The organism is Magnetospirillum fulvum MGU-K5, from assembly GCF_000442515.1.
GTDB lineage: Bacteria > Pseudomonadota > Alphaproteobacteria > Rhodospirillales > Magnetospirillaceae > Phaeospirillum > Phaeospirillum fulvum_B.
This window is the reverse complement of record NZ_AQPH01000019.1, coordinates 15,293-33,086: the sequence shown is the minus strand read 5'-3', so window position 1 is coordinate 33,086 and position 17,794 is coordinate 15,293. Positions and strand designations below refer to the sequence as shown.

General features: G+C 65.8%; 15 protein-coding genes and 1 tRNA gene. 7 read left to right on the top strand and 9 right to left on the bottom strand.

Annotated features, from left to right (window positions below):
- Window positions 1-46: 46 nt before the first annotated feature.
- From K678_RS07000 to K678_RS06985, 4 genes are all read right to left on the bottom strand, one after another.
- Entirely contained in the window at window positions 47-1,537 is a 1,491-nt protein-coding gene (locus K678_RS07000; protein WP_021131760.1) for a S41 family peptidase, read from the bottom strand.
- Between the two features lie 97 nt (window positions 1,538-1,634).
- Window positions 1,635-3,905, bottom strand: a complete 2,271-nt coding sequence (gene rnr, locus K678_RS06995) for a ribonuclease R (protein ID WP_021131759.1) — start codon at window positions 3,903-3,905, stop codon at window positions 1,635-1,637.
- A 102-nt stretch (window positions 3,906-4,007) separates the two neighbouring features.
- On the bottom strand, window positions 4,008-4,337 hold the full coding sequence (gene fdxA, locus K678_RS06990; protein ID WP_021131758.1) for a ferredoxin FdxA: 330 nt from the start codon (window positions 4,335-4,337) through the stop codon (window positions 4,008-4,010).
- A gap of 122 nt (window positions 4,338-4,459) precedes the next feature.
- A complete protein-coding gene (locus K678_RS06985; RefSeq protein WP_021131757.1) occupies window positions 4,460-5,236 on the bottom strand; it encodes a TerC family protein in 777 nt (258 codons plus the stop codon).
- A gap of 202 nt (window positions 5,237-5,438) precedes the next feature.
- Here K678_RS06985 and K678_RS06980 point away from each other — a divergent pair, with 202 nt between their 5' ends.
- Together K678_RS06980 and K678_RS06975 are read left to right on the top strand one after the other, a co-directional pair.
- Entirely contained in the window at window positions 5,439-7,967 is a 2,529-nt protein-coding gene (locus K678_RS06980; protein ID WP_021131756.1) for a sensor domain-containing protein, read from the top strand.
- Between the two features lie 160 nt (window positions 7,968-8,127).
- On the top strand, window positions 8,128-8,535 hold the full coding sequence (locus K678_RS06975; protein ID WP_021131755.1) for a bacteriohemerythrin: 408 nt from the start codon (window positions 8,128-8,130) through the stop codon (window positions 8,533-8,535).
- 12 nt (window positions 8,536-8,547) lie between these two features.
- On the opposite strand, the gene K678_RS06970 is transcribed toward K678_RS06975, so the two are convergent.
- Together K678_RS06970 and sppA are read right to left on the bottom strand one after the other, a co-directional pair.
- Window positions 8,548-9,291, bottom strand: a complete 744-nt coding sequence (locus K678_RS06970) for an SDR family NAD(P)-dependent oxidoreductase (RefSeq protein WP_021131754.1) — start codon at window positions 9,289-9,291, stop codon at window positions 8,548-8,550.
- Entirely contained in the window at window positions 9,288-11,072 is a 1,785-nt protein-coding gene (sppA, locus tag K678_RS06965; RefSeq protein WP_021131753.1) for a signal peptide peptidase SppA, read from the bottom strand. Before sppA ends, K678_RS06970 begins: the two co-directional genes overlap by 4 nt.
- 189 nt (window positions 11,073-11,261) lie before the next feature.
- On the opposite strand from sppA, the gene K678_RS06960 reads away from it, so the two are divergent.
- Both K678_RS06960 and K678_RS06955 read left to right on the top strand, forming a co-directional pair.
- Window positions 11,262-11,762: a hypothetical protein gene (locus tag K678_RS06960; RefSeq protein ID WP_021131752.1), complete on the top strand. Its 501-nt coding sequence runs from the start codon at window positions 11,262-11,264 to the stop codon at window positions 11,760-11,762.
- Window positions 11,763-12,010: 248 nt separating this feature from the next.
- Window positions 12,011-12,220 carry a cold-shock protein gene (locus K678_RS06955; protein WP_021131751.1) on the top strand — a complete coding sequence of 70 codons (210 nt, stop codon included), beginning with the start codon at window positions 12,011-12,013 and terminating at the stop codon, window positions 12,218-12,220.
- Window positions 12,221-12,317: 97 nt separating this feature from the next.
- Here the strand turns inward: K678_RS06955 and aroA are convergent, their stop codons facing one another.
- Window positions 12,318-13,661, bottom strand: a complete 1,344-nt coding sequence (gene aroA, locus K678_RS06950) for a 3-phosphoshikimate 1-carboxyvinyltransferase (RefSeq protein ID WP_021131750.1) — start codon at window positions 13,659-13,661, stop codon at window positions 12,318-12,320.
- A 184-nt stretch (window positions 13,662-13,845) separates the two neighbouring features.
- Between aroA and K678_RS06945 the strand changes: the two genes are divergently transcribed.
- The 3 genes from K678_RS06945 to K678_RS17640 all read left to right on the top strand — a co-directional run bounded on the left by K678_RS06945 (window position 13,846) and on the right by K678_RS17640 (window position 15,092).
- On the top strand, window positions 13,846-14,229 hold the full coding sequence (locus K678_RS06945) for a TIGR02300 family protein (RefSeq protein ID WP_021131749.1): 384 nt from the start codon (window positions 13,846-13,848) through the stop codon (window positions 14,227-14,229).
- Between the two features lie 138 nt (window positions 14,230-14,367).
- Window positions 14,368-14,443: transfer RNA gene (locus tag K678_RS06940), tRNA-Ala, on the top strand.
- 259 nt (window positions 14,444-14,702) lie between these two features.
- Window positions 14,703-15,092 (top strand): VanZ family protein, encoded by a 390-nt coding sequence (locus tag K678_RS17640; protein ID WP_021131748.1) that lies wholly within the window; start codon window positions 14,703-14,705, stop codon window positions 15,090-15,092.
- Between the two features lie 35 nt (window positions 15,093-15,127).
- Here the strand turns inward: K678_RS17640 and K678_RS06930 are convergent, their stop codons facing one another.
- Complete coding sequence (locus K678_RS06930) at window positions 15,128-16,042, bottom strand: flagellin (RefSeq protein WP_021131747.1); 915 nt, start codon at window positions 16,040-16,042, stop codon at window positions 15,128-15,130.
- Window positions 16,043-16,044: 2 nt separating this feature from the next.
- Window positions 16,045-17,781: a flagellar hook-associated protein FlgK gene (flgK, locus tag K678_RS06925; RefSeq protein WP_021131746.1), complete on the bottom strand. Its 1,737-nt coding sequence runs from the start codon at window positions 17,779-17,781 to the stop codon at window positions 16,045-16,047.
- Between the last annotated feature and the right edge of the window lie 13 nt (window positions 17,782-17,794).

Below are 17,794 nucleotides of genomic sequence, written 5' to 3'. Positions count from 1 at the left end.
ATCAACCCATAAGGGGTATTCCAGGCTATCACATTTTATCGTGTGATCACTCTTTCGCGCGCACCGCCTCTGCCGCCAGGACACGGGTAAAGGCGGCGGGATCGGCCAGCAGGCGCAGAGCCAGGGACAAATCCTCGGCGGCATCGGTCCGTCGCGCCGGGGGGCAGAGATCGCGCAGACGGGCGCGCAGAGCGGTGTCGTCCAACCCGACGTGACGCCACACCGCCAAGGTGCGGGCGACCCGTCCGAGGTCGCCGCGTTCGGACGCGGCCTGGGCGGGCGAGGTGCACAGCGCGGGAAACACGCCCAGCCCATGCAGGGCATAGCCGCTGGGGGCATGAAAGCGCGACCAGGTCAGGGTGATCTCGCCATCGTTGGGCAGGCGAATCACGGTCTGGACCGTGCCCTTTCCATACGAATTGGTCCCGATCAGCACGGCGCGACCGGAATCTTGCAAGGCCGACGCCAGGATTTCAGCCGACGAGGCCGAACGCCCATCAATCAGTACCACCACCGGCAAATCCTCGGCCAGATCGCCGGGACGGGCGGTCAGCACGGCATCGGCGGCGGGATTACGGCCCTGGGTCGAAATGATCGTTCCGTCGGCGATGAACAGATCGGCGACCGCCACCGCCTTATCAAGCAGCCCGCCCGGATTGCCGCGCAGATCGAGCACCACCCCTTTCAGCCGCGCCCCCATCCTGTCGCGCGTCTCGCGCAGCTTGGTTTCGAGAGTGCTGGCGGTGCGCTGGTTGAAGCTGCTGATCCGATAGATCGCGATCCCGCCGTCCAGGGTCTGGGTCACCGTCTTGGGCACGATCAGCGACCGTTGCACTTTCGCTTCGACCATCTTGCCGCCCCGGCGCAAGGTCACGATCAGGGCGCTGGCGACCGCGCCGCGCAGGCGGGCGGAAATCTCGTTCCGCTCCAGCCCACGGACCGGCTTGCCGTCGATCAGGACGATCACGTCATCGGCCTGCAACCCGGCCCGCGCCGCCGGAGTATCCTCGACGACATCGACGATCCGCGCGTCGCCCTCGATCAGTTCGAAGCGGATCCCGATGCCGCCGAACCCGTTGCGGCTGGCCCGGTTGTCGCGCGCCTCGGCCGCTCCGGCATAACGGGAATGCAGATCGGCAGTGCCCAGGGCCCCTTCGAAGACAGCCCGGTACAGCCGTTCGGAATCGGCGTCGCGCACCAAGGGGGACAAGTCGCCCGCATCCAGCGCCGCGCTGATCACCAGCCGGGCCCAGGATTCGACATCGTCGGCGGCGGGAGCGGGATAATCGGCAACGACCCGGTCGGCATTGCTCAACCGCACCCGACCGCCTTGAAGAACGACGGCGAATTGGGGGTCGATATCGGCCAGCCCCCGGATCGCATCAAGGGCGACGGCCGAGGCGGGCACCTGCTGAAGCTGCCGCTCGACGATCGCGGCCAGCCCATAGGCGACGGTTCGTTGCGCCTCGACAACGTCCCAGGCGGCCTGCGCCTTGGGAGCGGAAGACAGGAGCGCGATGACGGCGAGAAGCGCCACGGCGCCTCCCCCCCTCCATCTCCTCATCACGGCGAAAGCGCGCAGCGCGGACACGGTGATCTTTGCTTCCTTCCATCCCCCCGAGGCGCGTGGGCGATCAGCGGCCCCGGCGACGCGGCGGCGCGGACGAGGGGCGACGCGGTGCCCGCCCCGGCCCCTGCCCGGCCAGTCCGAACACCATCGAGCCGGTCAGCACGTTGGCTTCCCGCAACGACACCTCGATCAATTGGCCAAGCTGAAAGCTCTTGCGGCTGCGCCGTCCGATCAGGCAATGCCGCGCCTCGTCGTGATCGTAGTAATCGTCGGGCAGGCTGGAGATCGGCACCAGCCCGTCGGCCCCGCTGCCATCCAGCGTTACGAACAGCCCAAAGCGGGTCACCCCCGACACCCGGCCGATGAATTCGTCCCCGACCCGGTCGGCCAGGAACAAGGTGACGGCGCGATCGACCGCCTCGCGCTCGGCGGTCGAGGCGCGTCGTTCCGTGGCCGAAATATGTTGCCCCCATTCCTCGTACTGCCCAACCGCATCCGCAGGCAGCCCGCCCTCGCCCAGCCCCAAACCGGCGACCAGAGCCCGATGGACCAGCAGATCGGCATAGCGGCGGATCGGCGAGGTGAAGTGGGCGTAGCGGGCAAGGCCCAACCCGAAATGCCCAAGGTTTTCAGGCGAATAAGCGGCCTGCGCCTGCGAGCGGAGGATCACTTCGTTGACCAGCGAGGCATGGGGCGTTCCCGCCACCGCCGCCAGGATGCGGTTGAAATGCTCGGGCTTCAGCACCTGCCCCTTGGCCAGTTTGAGGTCGAGACCGCGCAACACCTCCCGCAGGCCATCGAGCTTTTCCGCCGAAGGCTGATCGTGAACCCGGTACATGCAGGGCTGGCCCTGCTTCTCCAACGTCTCGGCCGAGCAGACGTTGGCGGCGATCATGAAATCCTCGATCAGGCGATGGCTGTCGAAGCGTTCGCGCTCGACCACCCCGGCGACCTGTCCCTCCTCGTTCATCACCACCTTGCGCTCGGGCAGATCGAGTTCAAGCACGCCGCGTTGCTTGCGCGCCCGGCCCAGCGCCTCCCACGCGCCATACAGCGGAGCGATCACCGGCGCGACCAGCGGGGCGGTCTCGTCGTCGGGCTGGCCGTCGCGGGCGGCCTGGACCCGGGCATAGGTCAGCCGGGCCGCCGAGCGCATCAGCCCGCGCAGGAAGCGGTGACGGCGCTTGTGGCCGTTCTGGTCGATCCAGAACTCGACGGCAAGACAGGGGCGTTCCTCGGCCGGCTTCAGCGAACACCAGCCGTTTGACAAATCCTCGGGCAGCATCGGCACCACCCGGTCGGGGAAATAGACCGAATTGCCGCGTTTGAACGCCTCGCGGTCGAGCGCATCGCCGGGGCGGACGTACCACGAGACGTCGGCGATCGCGACCAGGCAATGCCAGCCGCCGGGATTGCCCGGATCGGTATCGGCCTCGGCCCACACTGCGTCATCGAAATCGCGGGCGTCCTCGCCGTCGATGGTAATCAGCGGCACGGCGCGCAGATCGGTCCGCGCTCCCAGCGGAGCCGGACCGGCGGCGGCGGCCTGGGCCAGCGCCTCGCGGGGGAAATCGAACGGAATGTCGTTGGTGTGGATCGCCACCAGACTGATCGAGCGCGGCCCGCCCAGCGGCCCCAGCCGTTCCTTCACCACCGCCTGACGCAGGCCGTACAGCCGCCCCGGCAAGATGTCGGCCAGCACCAGTTCGCCGGTTTCGGCCCCGCCGCTTTCGCCCTTGGGCACCATGTAATCGGCTTTCTCGCGCCGACTGGTCGGGCGGATTCGACCCGACCCATCGGGCAGCGGCTCGAACACCCCCAGCACGCGGGCGCGGGCTTCGCCGACGATCTTGATCGGACGGCCTTCAAAGGTATCGTCCCGCATCCGGCGCAGGCGGCACAGCACCTTGTCGCCGATCCCGACCGCGGGCTGACCGGGGCGGAAGGGAGCCAGGAAAATCCGGGGCGGCCGTCCCTCTTGCTCCCACACCACCGGCCGGGCCAGCAATTCGCCGTCGGAATCGGTGCCGATCACCTCGACCACCCCGGTTTCGGGCAGGGTTCCGGGGTTGGAGAAGCGGCGAGGCTGGTCACGCCGCACCGCGCCCTCGCCTTCCAATTGGCGCAGGATCGCCTTCAGATCGATCCGGTCGTCACCACGCAGACGGAAGGCACGCGCCAATTCGCGCTTGCCCACCCGGCCGGGCTGGGCGCGGATGAAATCCAGGATCTCTTGTTTCGACGGAAGGGGCGCGGGCCGGGCCGCGGGGCGCGAGGCCTTGGGCGGTTTGGGCGGCTTAACCGATTTCGGTGCTTTGGGGGGCGTCTTGCTCATCGCGGCAGCGTATCCCGCCAGAGGCCGCCGGGGCAATCATCCGCTCGCGGTCGGGCCCTGGGGAGATCGACCCCCCGATTCCCCAGGGCCACCGCAATGGTGTTAACGGGCGGGCTTGGACGACAACAGGCCCTTCTTGCCCGGCTTGCCCTTCCAGTCGGCCGCATCGGCGGGGACCTCACCCTTGCGGGTGATGTTGGGCCACTGCCCGGCATACTGACGGGCGATTTCGACCCATTCGGCCGCACCGGGCTCGGAATCAGGCACGATGGCTTCGGCCGGGCATTCCGGTTCGCAAACGCCGCATTCGATGCATTCGTCAGGGTTGATCACCAGGAAGTTCTCCCCCTCGTAAAAACAATCGACCGGGCAGACCTCGACGCAATCCTGGTATTTGCACTTGATGCAGTTTTCGGTGACGACGTAAGCCATCTCTCTCTCCAGTTTCCCGTTTGCCCCACGGACCGTACCGCCGGGCCTCATCCATGGCGAACCCGAGCGATAGCACAGCGCCTCACCCGGCTCAACGCACGCTTCGACCCGGCGCGAAGCTCCTACCGCAGCGGCGTCCGCAGACGGACCGGCTTACGCCGCCCGTTGCGCACCATCAGGTTCAGCACTTCGATCCCCAGCGAGAACGCCATCGCGAAGTACAGATACCCTTTGGGAATATGGAACCCGGTTCCGTCGGCGACCAGGGCCACCCCGATCAACAGCAGGAAAGCCAGAGCCAGCATCTTGATGGTGGGGTGGCGTTCGATCAGCCGCGACATCGGGCCGGAGGCGACCACCATCACCAGGGCGGCCAGCAGCACCGCCGCCACCATCACCTCGATGTGGCTGGCCATGCCGACGGCGGTAATCACCGAATCCAGCGAAAAGACGATATCGAGCACCGCGATCTGCGCGGTGACCGAGAGCAGACCGGCGGTGGCAGGAACGGCAACCGCAGCCACCGAACTCGCCTCGGGAGAAGCGCGGTCGCTCTCGTCATCCTCGCCTTCCAGGCTGCCATGAATTTCATGGGTGGCCTTGGCGACCAGGAAGACGCCGCCGCCGATCAGGATGATATCGCGCCAGCTGACCGGATGCCCCCACACCGAAAAGACCGGCTCGACCAACCCGGCGATCCAGGTCAGCGAGCCGAGCAGCGCGATCCGGGTCAGCACGGCGAAGCCCAGCCCAAGCCGTCGGCCCAGCGGGCGGAGATGCACGGGCAAACGGTTCGAGAGGATGGAGAGATAGACCAGATTGTCGATGCCGAGCACAATCTCGAGCAAGGACAGGGTGGCCAGACTCAGCCAGATTTCGGGGTTGGTTAGCCACTCCATGGAAACGGGTCCTTTTCACGACGATTATGGGGGCGATTGTAAGGGAAAATTGACCTCTTTCCACCTCGTGATAAATAGAGGAAAACCGAGTCGTCTCGCACCAACCGATGGGTATCGGTTGCCTGCCGCTCGACACACCGATACCATTACCACTCCAGGACGGTCGGTCATTCGCGGCCCGATTCGGCAATAAGGAACCAGGGTGAGCGACAGAGTCGAAGCCAGCACAGCACCAGCGGCGTCTGAATCGGCGGACGAGACCGAGAGGCGTCTGAAGGGGCTGATCGCCTGTCTTCCCGGCATCGCCTTCCTCCGCCGTCTGTCGCCCGACGGCACGATCAATTACCCGTGGTTCAGCGACGGAGTGCGGGAGATCCTGGGCTTTTCGACCCAGACGATGGGCGTCAATGCCAAGGGCTGCCTTCACGTCATCCACTGGGCCGACCGCGACCCGCATATCAACGAAATCCACCGCTCGGCGACGACGGTGACGATGTGCCGCGAGGAATACCGCGCCATTACCGCCTCGGGCGAAGTGCGCTGGATGCGGGGACAATCGATCCCCCATCGCTGTGACGACGGCACCCTTGAATGGATCGGCGTCGTGATCGACGTCACCGACGAACGGCGCGCCGATCTGCGCCTCGACATGCTGATGGACCATGCCGAGGATTCGATCCTGATCCTCGACACCCAGGGGCGGATCGATTCCGCCAACGCCGCCGCCCGGCGATTGTTCGGCCGTGACGACGAATCGCTGGTCGGCCAGCCGCTGGCGGCCCTGCTGGTCCCGGCGCTCCGCCACCCCCAATTGCTCGATTCCGCCGACACTTCGCCCGCCAGTATCGTCGGCGGCGGACCGCGCGATCTGACCGGCCTGCATCAGGACGGCACCACCTTCGCTCTTGAATTGTCGACCAGCGAAGTCCGGCTTGACGGCCAGCGCCTGTTCGTCGGCATCGGCCGCGATGTCACCCGCCGCCGCCAGACCGAAGCCGCCCTGCGCGAGACCGAACAGCGGCTGCGCGCGATCGCCGCCAACATGCCGGGCATCGTGTTTCAGCGGGTGTTGTGGCCGGACGGACGGCTGGAATTTTCCTATGTCAGCGAAGGCTGCCGCGCCGTGTTCGGCATCGGCCCCGAGGAATTGATCGCCACGCCCGACCGCTTTCTCGACATGTTGCCGGACGACGAACGTCTTGCCTTCATGACCGGGCTGGGCCGCTCTGCCCGGGCGATGGAGCCGTTTGACGAGGAAATCTCGGTGCCCGGCCCCAATGGCCGCCGCCACTGGCTGCGCGGCCAATCCCGCCCCACCCGGCGCGAGGGTGGCGAAATCGTCTGGGACGGCGTCATCATCGACGTCACCGACCGCAAGCTGGCCGAACAGCGCCTGTCGTTCCTGGCCTATCACGATCCACTGACCCGGCTGCCCAATCGCACCGCCTTCCTGGAGCGGTTCGAGACCGCCCGCGACGAGGCCAGGCGGCAATCCTCGCTGCTGGGGATCGTCAGTTTGGGACTGGACCGGCTGGGCGTCATCAATGCGACGATGGGGCATGATGTCGGCGATCAGGTGCTGATGGGGGTGGCCGATCTGATCCGCGCCTCGATCGGCCCCAATGACATCATGGCCCGGGTGTCGGGCGATCACTTCCTGTTGCTGCTGACCGGCTATGACAATCGCCGGATTCTCGAAGACGCGCTCGACCGTCTCCACACCCAGGCCCAAACCACCGTCTCGGTCGCCGGTCAGGATTTCGACGTCTCGGCCGCGACCGGCGTCGCCCTGTTCCCCCGCGACGGCGAAGACGCCGAAACCCTGATCAAGAATGCCGACGCCGCCCTGCAACGGGCCAAGGGTCAGGGCACCGCCAGCTTCCAGATGTTCACCAAGGAACTGAGCACGCGGGCCAGCAAAACCCTGTCGATGCAAAACCGGCTGCGCCGTGCCGTCGATCACGGCGAGTTGTCGGCCCATTACCAGCCCCAGGTCGATCTGATCAGCGGCGATATCGTCGGGATGGAGGCGCTGGTGCGCTGGACCAGCCCCGAATTAGGGCCGGTCTCGCCCGCCGATTTCATCCCGGTCGCCGAGGAATCCGGCCTGATCGACGTCATCTGCGAGTTCATGCTCGACACCTGTACCCGCCAGACGCGGGACTGGCAGTTGGCCGGGCTACCGGCGGTGCCGGTCGCGGTCAATGTGTCGGGCCGCCAGTTCCAATATGCCCGCCGCCTGATCGGTGCGTGCGAGCGGGTGCTGGCCGCAACCGGGCTGGAAAGCCGCTGGCTCGAACTCGAACTGACCGAGACCTCGGCGATGCGCGATGCCGACAATGCGATTGCGGTGGTCCAGCGCCTGAAGGAAATGGGCATCGGCTGCGCCATCGACGATTTCGGCACCGGCTATTCCTCGCTGTCGGTGCTGAAGCGTTTCCCGATTCAAAAGCTGAAAATCGACCGCTCGTTCGTGATGGACGTCGCCGCCGATCCCAACGATGCCGCCATCGTCGATGCCATCATCGCGATGGCCAAGGCGTTGAAGCTGACCGTGGTGGCCGAAGGGGTCGAGCGGCAGGAAGACCTCGACTTCCTGCGCGATCTCGGCTGCGACCAGATCCAGGGCTATATCTTCAGCCGCCCGCTCCCCGCCGAGGCGATGCGCGATCTGCTGGAGCGGAAACACCGGCTGGGCACCCCGGCGCGCAAGCTCGGCACGCCGAGCTAGGCTCCCCCTTTGTGGCCGCAGCCACAGACCCCCGCTTCGGCCGGGGGCATCCTGATCGCCCGGTGATGGTCGCCCGACCACCACTCTTGACCGCAAAAGCAGGACCGACCTCGCGTCCGGCATGGTATGCTGGACCGCAGACCAGAGCGGAGCCGCGGCGATGCCCCTTCCCCAATGGATCGAAACCCTCAGCGTCGGCGTGCCGCTGATGGACCTGCAACACCGGACGATGATCGACATGCTGAACCGGCTGGGCTTGTCGCTCGAAACCGGGACCCAGGCGATGATCGAGCAAGGGCTGAACGACCTGATCGATTACGCCCAGTTCCATTTCGAGACCGAGGAACGGCTGATGCTGGCCTGTAACTATCCCGATTTCGCCGAGCATCAGGCCGAACACCGCCAGCTTCTGGACGATATCCAGACGCTTCGCCGCCGCAGCGGCAACACCACCACGACCCGAACCGAGATCATCGACATCCTGACCAAATGGGCGATGCGCCACATCATCGGCAAGGATCTGGCCTATCGCCCCTATGTCGTCGGCCACCCCTTCGCCGAGGGATAAAGCGGGCGGCCCTTAATACAGGTGCTGGCCGCCGGTGACGAAGACCTCGGTGCCGGTGACATAAGCGAAGTCAGGCCCGCACAATTGAAAGACCGTCCCGGCGACGTCGGCGGTGGTTCCCATCCGTTCCAGCGGGATACGCGGCACCAGCGCCTCGTACTCGGCGGAAATCATCTCGGTGCGAATCTCGCCGGGGGCGACGGCATTGACCCGGACCCCCAACTGGGCCATCTCGGCGGCCATTTCGCGGGTGAGGCCGGACAACGCCGCCTTCGAGGTCGAATAGGCCGATCCAGCGAAGGGATGGACATAATGCCCGGCGATCGAGGTGATATTGACGATCGCCCCCTTGCCCCGGTGCAACGCGCTGGCAAAGCCGCGCGCCAGCCGCAACGGCGCGAAGAAATTCAGCTCGAAAACATCCTTCCAGCCGTCGATCGAGCCGTTCAGCACCCCAAGACGCTCTTTATAGGGCGTCTTGGGGCTGACACCGGCATTGTTGACCAGGGCATGGAGCGGGGCCGAGCCCAACACCGCATTGGCCTTGGCGATGAACGCCTCGGCCCCGGCGGGGTCGCCCAGATCGGCGGCGATGTGACACAGCCAGTTGCGGTCGATCTGGCAGGCCTCGGGCACATCGACACGGGCGCAGGTGATGACCCGCCAGCCTTCGGACAGGAAGCGCCGGGCGATGACATGGCCAATCCCCCGGCTCGCCCCGGTCACGACGACGGTGCGGGTCTCGCCGCCGCTCATCTGGCCGCTCCGGCCGGGCTGACCGGCATCATCCGCAGATTGGCCCCGTTGCCATCACGCGAGGTCGGCAGCGCCGCCAACGGTGCCAGCAGCGGGTCGAGCACCGACACCGCCCGCACCAGGGCCTTGCGCTCTGAGACCGAGCCACCCGCCACCGCTTCGGCCAGAACCTCCCACGGCTTGCGCGGCTCGGGGAAGGCGACCAGATCGACCGGGTCTTCCGGCTTCAGCTTGGCGACTTCGCGGATCGCGGCGACCGCTTCGTACCAGCCACCCAACCCGTCGACCAAGCCATGTTCGCGGGCGTCGGACCCGCTCCACACCCGGCCGCGCGCCAACTGGTCGATCTTGTCGGCGGGAATGGCCCGGCCCGCGACCGCCTTGCCGGTGAAATCGGCATAGATCGCGTCCAGCATCGCGTCGATCCGGGCCTTGGCCTCGGGCGGGAACGGACGGTTCATGCTCCACATCGTCGCATTATCGCCCCGATGCAGTTCGTCCCAGCTCACCCCCAGCTTGCTCCAGAATTCGTCCAGAACCGCCTTGCCGGTGAACACCCCGATCGAGCCGGTCAGGGTGCCGGGCTGAGCCAACACCCGGTCGGCTCCCATCGCGACGAAATAGCCGCCCGACGCGGCGACATTGCCCATCGACACCACCACCGGCTTCCCGGCGGCGCGGGCCAGCGCCACTTCGTGCCAGATCGTGTCGGACGCAGTGTACGAACCGCCAGGGCTGTCGATCCGAAACAAGATCGCCTTGACCGAATCGTCCTCGACCGCATCGCGGAAAGCCTGGGCGATGGTCGCGGCCCCGAACCCGCCGTCATCGTCAAAGCCGGGACTGGATTCGCCGCGATGAATCGCGCCCAATCCAGAGATCAGCGCCACCTTGGTCCCGTGCGCCGAGGGCAGACGGGAGATGTAATCGGCGATGTCGATTTCCTCGGCGGCCCCGTCACCACTCCCGGCGACGGCGGTCCACGCCTCGTCACGATAGCCGACGCGGTCGATCAGACCGGCGGTCAGCGCCTCGGACGGCAGATAGGGACCCTTGCCGATCAGCGCCTGCACCCGCTCGACCGGCAGCTTGCGCCCGCCCGCGATCCCGGCAACGATCTGCCCGGTCCAGGAATCGAGCAGACGGCCCAAATTCTCGCGGTGCGCCGCGCTGTAGGAGGTTTGGGTAAAGGTCTCGATCGCCGATTTGTATTCGTGGCGGGCGAAGAACTGGGTCTTGATCCCCAGCAGATCGAGGGTGCCTTTAACGAAGGGGCTTTCGGCAACGATTCCGGTCAGCCCGACATCGCCCGACGGCTGCAACCACACCTGACCGAAGGCCGAGGCGAGGTAGTAATCCAGCGTGCCGACGCCGCCGTCACCCAAGGTCTCGGCGAACAGTACCGCCGGTTTGCCCGAGGCGCGGAAGCGGGTGATGGCATCGCGGAGTTCCTGACCGTCGGCCAGCCCCAGCGAGGCGTGCCCCTGCGTCGCGAACAGCCCGACCACCCGGCGATCGGCGGCGGCGGCGTCGATTGCCTCGATCACCTGACGCAGCACATAGGAATGCTCGCCCGACAGCGCCGCCATCGGGTCGCCGTCCGGCGCGCTGCGGAAGCGGGATTCAAGATCAAGGGTGACGATTCCGCGATCAGGCGGCGTAGAGGTCGTCCCGCCGGTGGCCAGCCGATAGGCGACCAGACCGGACAAACCGATCCCGGCAAGAGTCAGAAATCCAGTGACGGCAAGAAGGATGACCAGGACTCGGCCCAGGCGTCGCATGCTATTTCCCTTCGGCAGAACGGTAGCCTGGGGGGATTATCCCAGCCGCCGGAAGGAAAGCAACCCACGCCAGGTCCTCCGTCGGCAAACCCCCAGGGTGCGGGGAGTGTACCTCAATCCTTTCGCGTGCCGCAGAGCAAAACGGATGGTGTACAGAACCGCATAAATTTTCTAAGCTCCGGCCCGATCATGCGCATTCTTGCCGCCCTCGCGACGGCACTGCTGTTGGCGGTGCCCTCCTCCCATGCTCTCGCCCAGGAAGACGGCCCGTTGGCCGCTCTGGTGGCGTTGCAACCGCTGCCCGAACCGACGCCTCCCGATATCGACGCGGTGCTGAAGGCACAATGGCCGACTTATTACCGTGCGTCGGGCGAATTGAGCTTCGGCCCCGATCAGGTCCGCGCCGGTCGGATCGACCTTGACGAGGATGGCAAGGCCGAACTGTTTCTGCTGCTTGATTCCCCGGACTGGGCCACCGACAGCGGCGGGCCGCTGATGGTGGCGCGCTGGACCAACACCGGGTGGGAACCGATCGGCTGGAGCTATGCCCAGCCCGAGGAGGTCTATCTCACCACCGAGCGGGCTGGCGGCTGGTCGACCATCCGCACCCCCGCTTATTGGCTGCGCTGGAACGGCAAGGTTTATCGAGCCACGCCGCGCGTCGTCGAAGCATCGCCGCAGCCAGAGTAAGACCCCACCGCGGGCGTCCTACTCGAACGGTTATGGGGCGGACTATCCGGCGGGGTGGGAGTATAGAACATTCTCCGAATACGCTTGTATTCTCCGAACCGCTAGAACATCCTTGGTTGATCTTTCTACCTACCAAAAGGACTCCTTTACGGGAGTCCGGCGCCGGTTCCGGTGTCACTGAGGGGTCGATCGATCGGACCCCGCATGAGAGCATGCGGGCCGGGACTGTTACTAAGTGGAGATCCCCAATGCCGACTGGTACCGTGAAGTGGTTCAATAGCACCAAGGGTTACGGCTTCATTCAGCCCGACGACGGCACCGCCGACGTTTTCGTTCACATCTCGGCGGTCGAGCGCGCCGGTCTCAGCAACCTGAACGAAGGGCAGAAGCTGACCTTCGAGACGGAACGCGACCCCCGCAAGGGTAAGACCGCCGCCGTCAATCTGAAGCCGCTCTGATCGCCAACGCGATCATGACGATCCCGGGCGCGGCCTTATCCGCCGCGCCCCTTGGGACCCGGACGTTTCGCCCGGCCCCGCCCCATTCCCCCCCGCGTCAGACCGCTTCGTCAGCCGCCGCGCCGATCGCCGCGCCCAATCCGTTCATCAGGGCGACGAAGCCGGGGAAGCTGGTATCGATCGCCTCGGCCTCGTTAACCGCGACGGGACGCTCGGCAGCCATCCCCAGAACCAGGAAGGCCATCGCGATGCGGTGGTCGAAATGAGTGGCGACCAAGGCGTCTCCGGTTGGGGCGCGGCCCTTGCCGTGAACGATCAGGGTATCGGCCTCTTCCTCGACCGCAACACCGCAGGCGGCCAGCCCGCGCGCCATCGCCGCCAGACGATCGCTTTCCTTGACCCGCAGTTCGGCCAGCCCGCTCATCCGGGTGGTGCCCTCGGCAAAGGCGGCGGCAACCGCCAGGATCGGATATTCATCGATCATCGAGGGTGCCCGTTCGGCCGGGACATCAATCCCCTTCAGCCGCGAGGCGCGGACCCGCAGATCGGCGACCGGCTCGCCCGCCTGATCGCGGCGGTTCTCGAAATGCAGATCCGCCCCCATCTCGCGCAGGGTCTGGTACAGCCCGGTGCGCAGCGGGTTGATGCCGACGCCGGGCAGAACGATTTCGGACCCTTCGACCAGCAGCGCGGCAACGGCGGGGAACGCCGCCGAGGACGGATCGGCCGGAACCTCGAACTCCCGCCCGGTCAGTTCGGGAAAGCCGGTGACGGTGATCGCCCGTCCGCCAGTCTCGGTCGCCTCGACCCGGACGTCGGCCCCGAAATTACGCAACATCAGTTCGGTGTGATCGCGGGTGGCCTCGCGCTCGATCACCGTCGTCTCGCCCGGCGTGTTGAGCCCGGCCAGCAGCAGCGCCGACTTCACCTGGGCCGAGGCGACCGGCAGTTCGTATTCGATCGGCAGCGGGCTCGCGGTGCCGATCACCGCCAGCGGCAGCCGACCGCCCTCGCGGGTGAAGAACCGCGCCCCCATCCGCGCCAACGGCTCGGTGACCCGGCGCATCGGCCGCGACCGCAGCGAGGCATCGCCGGTAAAAAACGAGGTGAAGGGATGGGTGGCGACCAGCCCCATCAGCAGCCGCGCCCCGGTGCCGGAATTGCCCATGTCCAACAAATCGGCCGGTTCGGACAGACCGCCGACGCCGCGCCCGAACAAATGCCAGCGCCCATCCTCGTGACGGGTGATTTCGGCCCCCAGCGCCCGCATACAGGCGGCGGTGCGCAGCACGTCGTCGCCTTCGAGCAAACCGCTGACGACGCTTTCGCCCACCGCCAGCGCGCCCAGCATCAGCGCCCGGTGCGAGATCGATTTATCACCCGGCACGCGGGCCGAACCGGAAAGCGCCCGGACCCGTCCGGAATGCAGCGTCTTGGCCATGATCACCCCATCTCCCCTGCCGTCGCCGCCGCGATCTCGGCGGGGCCAAAGCTCTATCACAAGCCACGCTGGCGTCATAGACCGGCAGCGTTGCCACGAATTGGTTTTGACACAGGGTGGGGAACATGGCAAATGCCCCTCCAGACAGCAAAATCACCGGACAACGTTCTAGGAGGATCGCCAGGTGGCCAAGCCGGAATGGGGACACAAGCGCACCTGCCAAAGCTGCGGCTGCCGTTTTTATGATCTGAAGCATGTTCCGATCATTTGCCCGAAATGTGGCTCGACCGTCGAACCCGACGTGCCTTTCAAGGTGCGGCGTGCCGGCGGCGTCCCGGTCGAGAATAAAGCGGCTATTCCCGCGGCCGTCGCGGCCGAGATCATCGAGACCGAGGTCGACGACCTTGCCGAGAGCGTGGTCGACGACGAAGACGCCGTCGAGAGCGACGATGCCGCCGAGGAAGATGAGGCCAGCCTGATCGAGGACGCCTCGGATCTGGGCGAGGACGACGACGACATGGCCGAAGTGATGGAACACATGGACGAGGGGCTGGAGGACGAGGTTTAACCCTCGTCCAACCCGCCCGAGGCCGGACGTTTTCGGATAATGAAAAAAAGCGAAATTTTTCGCTTGCAAGGTCAGCCCGAAGACAATATGTTCCGCCTCCACCGACGGAGCCCCAAACCCGCCGGTACGAAATAAAAAGGGGCCATAGCTCAGTTGGGAGAGCGCTTGAATGGCATTCAAGAGGTCGTCGGTTCGATTCCGTCTGGCTCCACCAAGTTTAAGGGCTTAGCTGAGAAATCGGCTAAGCCCTTTCTGTTTTCCGATTTCGCCTCGCACATCATCGCAACATAGACACGGCACCGTTCGCTCCCCGGAAAGACCGGCAGCACCGGACGACGCCTTCCGCGTGCCTGCTCGCCTGCGGCAATGCTTGAAGGTGATCGCCTTCGTTGACGCAAGCCGCTACTGTCAGGCCGAAATCAGGGGGCCATCGTGCTGTCAGCGCGGCTCCGGCAATCGGGGGAAACCAGATCATGAGCCGCCCAGCCGGACTCATCCGCGCCGCCGCCTGGGGCTGCGTCGGACTGCTGTGCATCCTCTCCTGGATTCCGGGGGATGAGATGATTCGCACCGGCATCGGCGGCCATATCGAACATTGCGTTGCCTATATGGGGGCAACCGCGATCATCGCCTTCGCCTATGCCGGGCGCTTTGGCCTTGCGGCGGTGGTGGCCGCCCTTGCGCTTTATGCCGGGGTGATGGAGTTGGGGCAGACTTTCGTGCCCGGACGACATGCCGCGCTGGAGGATTTCCTGGCAAGCGCCAGCGGGGTGGCGAGCGGGGCCGCGCTCTTTGTCCTGGCCCGCCGCTGGGTGGCCAGCCACAAGCAGGGCAAGCGGCTGCTGGCCGAACTCTCAGACTGAAACGGCGGATGCCCCGGCTTCGCCGCCGGAGCGGGCTACAGGTACTTGACCAGCGACAGGCTGGTGATCTTGCCCAAAGCCGAATACGAGGCTTCCAGCGTGTTCTGAAGCTGGGAGATCGTTACCGAGACTTCGGCGACATCGACCGACTTCAAATCACTGACGCGATCGGTCAGCATCGTCACCGCATTGTCCTGGGTGGTCTTGACCGCTTCCAGACGGCTTGACGACAGCGACAGCCCCCCCTGGGTCTTCAGCAGATCCTTCAGCGCATCGGTGGCAAGGTCATAGGCCGCCTTGACCTTCGACGAATCGACCGAGGACGTCGACGTTGCCGACGACGAGATGTCTTTCAGCATGTTGGCGGCACGCAACGCTTTCTCGAACCCCGAAGTGTCGGCGGTAACGCCATAGGTGATCGTCTGGTCGTCGGAAACCCGGATCGAGGCCAGGCTGGAATCGCCCTGGTAATAGCTGGTGTCGGCGGTCGTCGGCGCGGCGGTCAAGAGCGAGACATCCACCGGGGCGGTGTCGGTGCGGCTGCCGCCGAACAGATAGCGGCCATCGACCTGCACGTTCATCAGCGCAGAGAGATCGTCGAGCAGATCGTCGCCAAGGGCGGCGTAATCCGTCGTCGAATTGGTGTCTGACATCGCGGTCGAGAGGGTGCTGCGCAGCGAGGTCATCTTGTCGGCGATGCTGCCGACACTGTTGTACATCACCTCGACCCGGTCCAGCACGGTTTGGGTGTTGCTGGACCAGGCCTTGGTCTTGGTGAGCGCATCCTCGACCGAGACCAGCCGCGACGAATCCGTTGCCCCCAGCGCGGTATAGGTGGAGGTCTTGAGCCCCGAGGCGTTTTGCAGTTCGGCCCTGGCCAGACGCGATTGCAGCGACAGCGTCGAACTCAGCATCGTCTGTCCCAGCCCGAAGGTCGATACGCGTTCCATGATCACCTCACCGCTTGCAACAGGGCGTCGAACATCGACTTCGCGGTGCTGATCACCTGAGCCGAGGCGGAATAGGAATTTTCCAGCGCCGAAATCGTCGCGCTCTCTTCATCGACATTGACGCCGTATTTCGACGAAAAGGACGAGGTCAGGGTCGACAGGGTGGTTTCCTGGCTGGTGGCCTCTTCCTTGGCCGCCGACAGACGGCTGGAGACCCCGGACACCACGTTTCCGGCCTTGCCAGCCAGCCCGGCCGAATTGATCGCGTCGGCCAGGGCCTGGACCTGGGATCCCGATCCAGCGCTGACCGCCACGCCCCCCGCCGTCAGCGCCGCCGTCCCGGTGTTCAGCGACGAGGTCGCCAGCAGATCGGGCGTGGCGAGGATGTCGGAGCGGACCGCGATCGTTTCGGCGCCGCTGCCGCTCAGCAGATCGTTCAGGCCCAGCGCGGCCGACAGCGATTGCGCCGGAGAGCGAGCGGTGCCGTCCAGCGACGACACCGAACCGCCCGACAGCGCGACTCCGTTGCTCGCATTGTTGGCGGTCAGCGACACCGAGCCGGTGGTGGAATCGATCGCGGCGGTCAGCCCCAGCCCGGCGGAATTGATCGCCGACACCAGCGAGCCCAAATCGGAATAGCCCGACAGGTCGAAGGTCGAGGCGGCGACCGTCTTGCCCGACGAATCGGTCACCGCAACCGACAGGTTGCCGGTCGCGGTCAGAGCGGAGGCGGCATCCAGTCCGGTGACGCTGCCGCTCAGGCTGTTGGGCGGCGGCGACGCGGTCCCGTTGTTATAGACGCTGTTGATGGTGTCGCGCAGGCCGGTGGCGAGGCTGTCCAACTGAGTTTGAATCGCGGGCAAGGTCTTGTCGCGCATCGTCACCAGGGCGGCGACGCTGCCGCTTTTGATCGTACTGGTGATGTCGGTGCCGTCGAGAGTGATACCGGACAGGCCGCCGGGATAGGTCGCGCTTGAGGTCACCGTCCCCGCCTCGTCAAAGGACAGGGTGTGCACACTCGAGTTCAGCAACGGCGCGCCGCCGCTGGTATAGACCACCATCGCCCCATTGGCCTGGGTGAAATAGCTGACCCCCATCACTGCGGACAGATCGGCCACCTTGTTCATCCGCTGGTCTTCGAGATCGGCGGTCGACTGGCCCGACGCCTTGGCGCGGACGATCGAATCGTTCAGCGCGTCGATCGCCGACAGCGCGGTATTGGCGGTATCGACCGCATCGGCGATATCGGAATCCGCCGCCTGCCGCAGGCCCTGCACCTCGGACGAGGTGGTGCGCAACGCCGCCGCCGCATCGTCGAGATCGCCGACGACCTCGCTTTTCAGCGTCGCGCTTTCGGGCGTCGTCGCCAGTTCGGTCAAGGCCGAGGACAGCGAGGACAAGGATGTCGCCAGCGTGCCGCCGCTGCTGGCGCTGTCCGAGGACAGCGAGCCCAGCGCATCGCCCAGCCGGTCGAGATAATCGGCATCGACCGAGGCCGCTTCCTTCGTCGAGGTGGTGGCAACGATACTCTTCAACAGCCAGGGATCGACCTTGCTGACGATCGCCGAGATCGTGGCCCCGGTCCCCACCCCCGCCGTGACGTCGGTGACCTTGGTCGCGGATTTGCGTGTGTACCCATCGGTATCGGCATTCGAGATATTGGCCGACGACACCGCCATCTGGGTTTCGAGCGCCCGCAGCGACCGCGACGCCGTGGACAGAGCAACGTTGAGCGACATCTTCGGCCTCCTT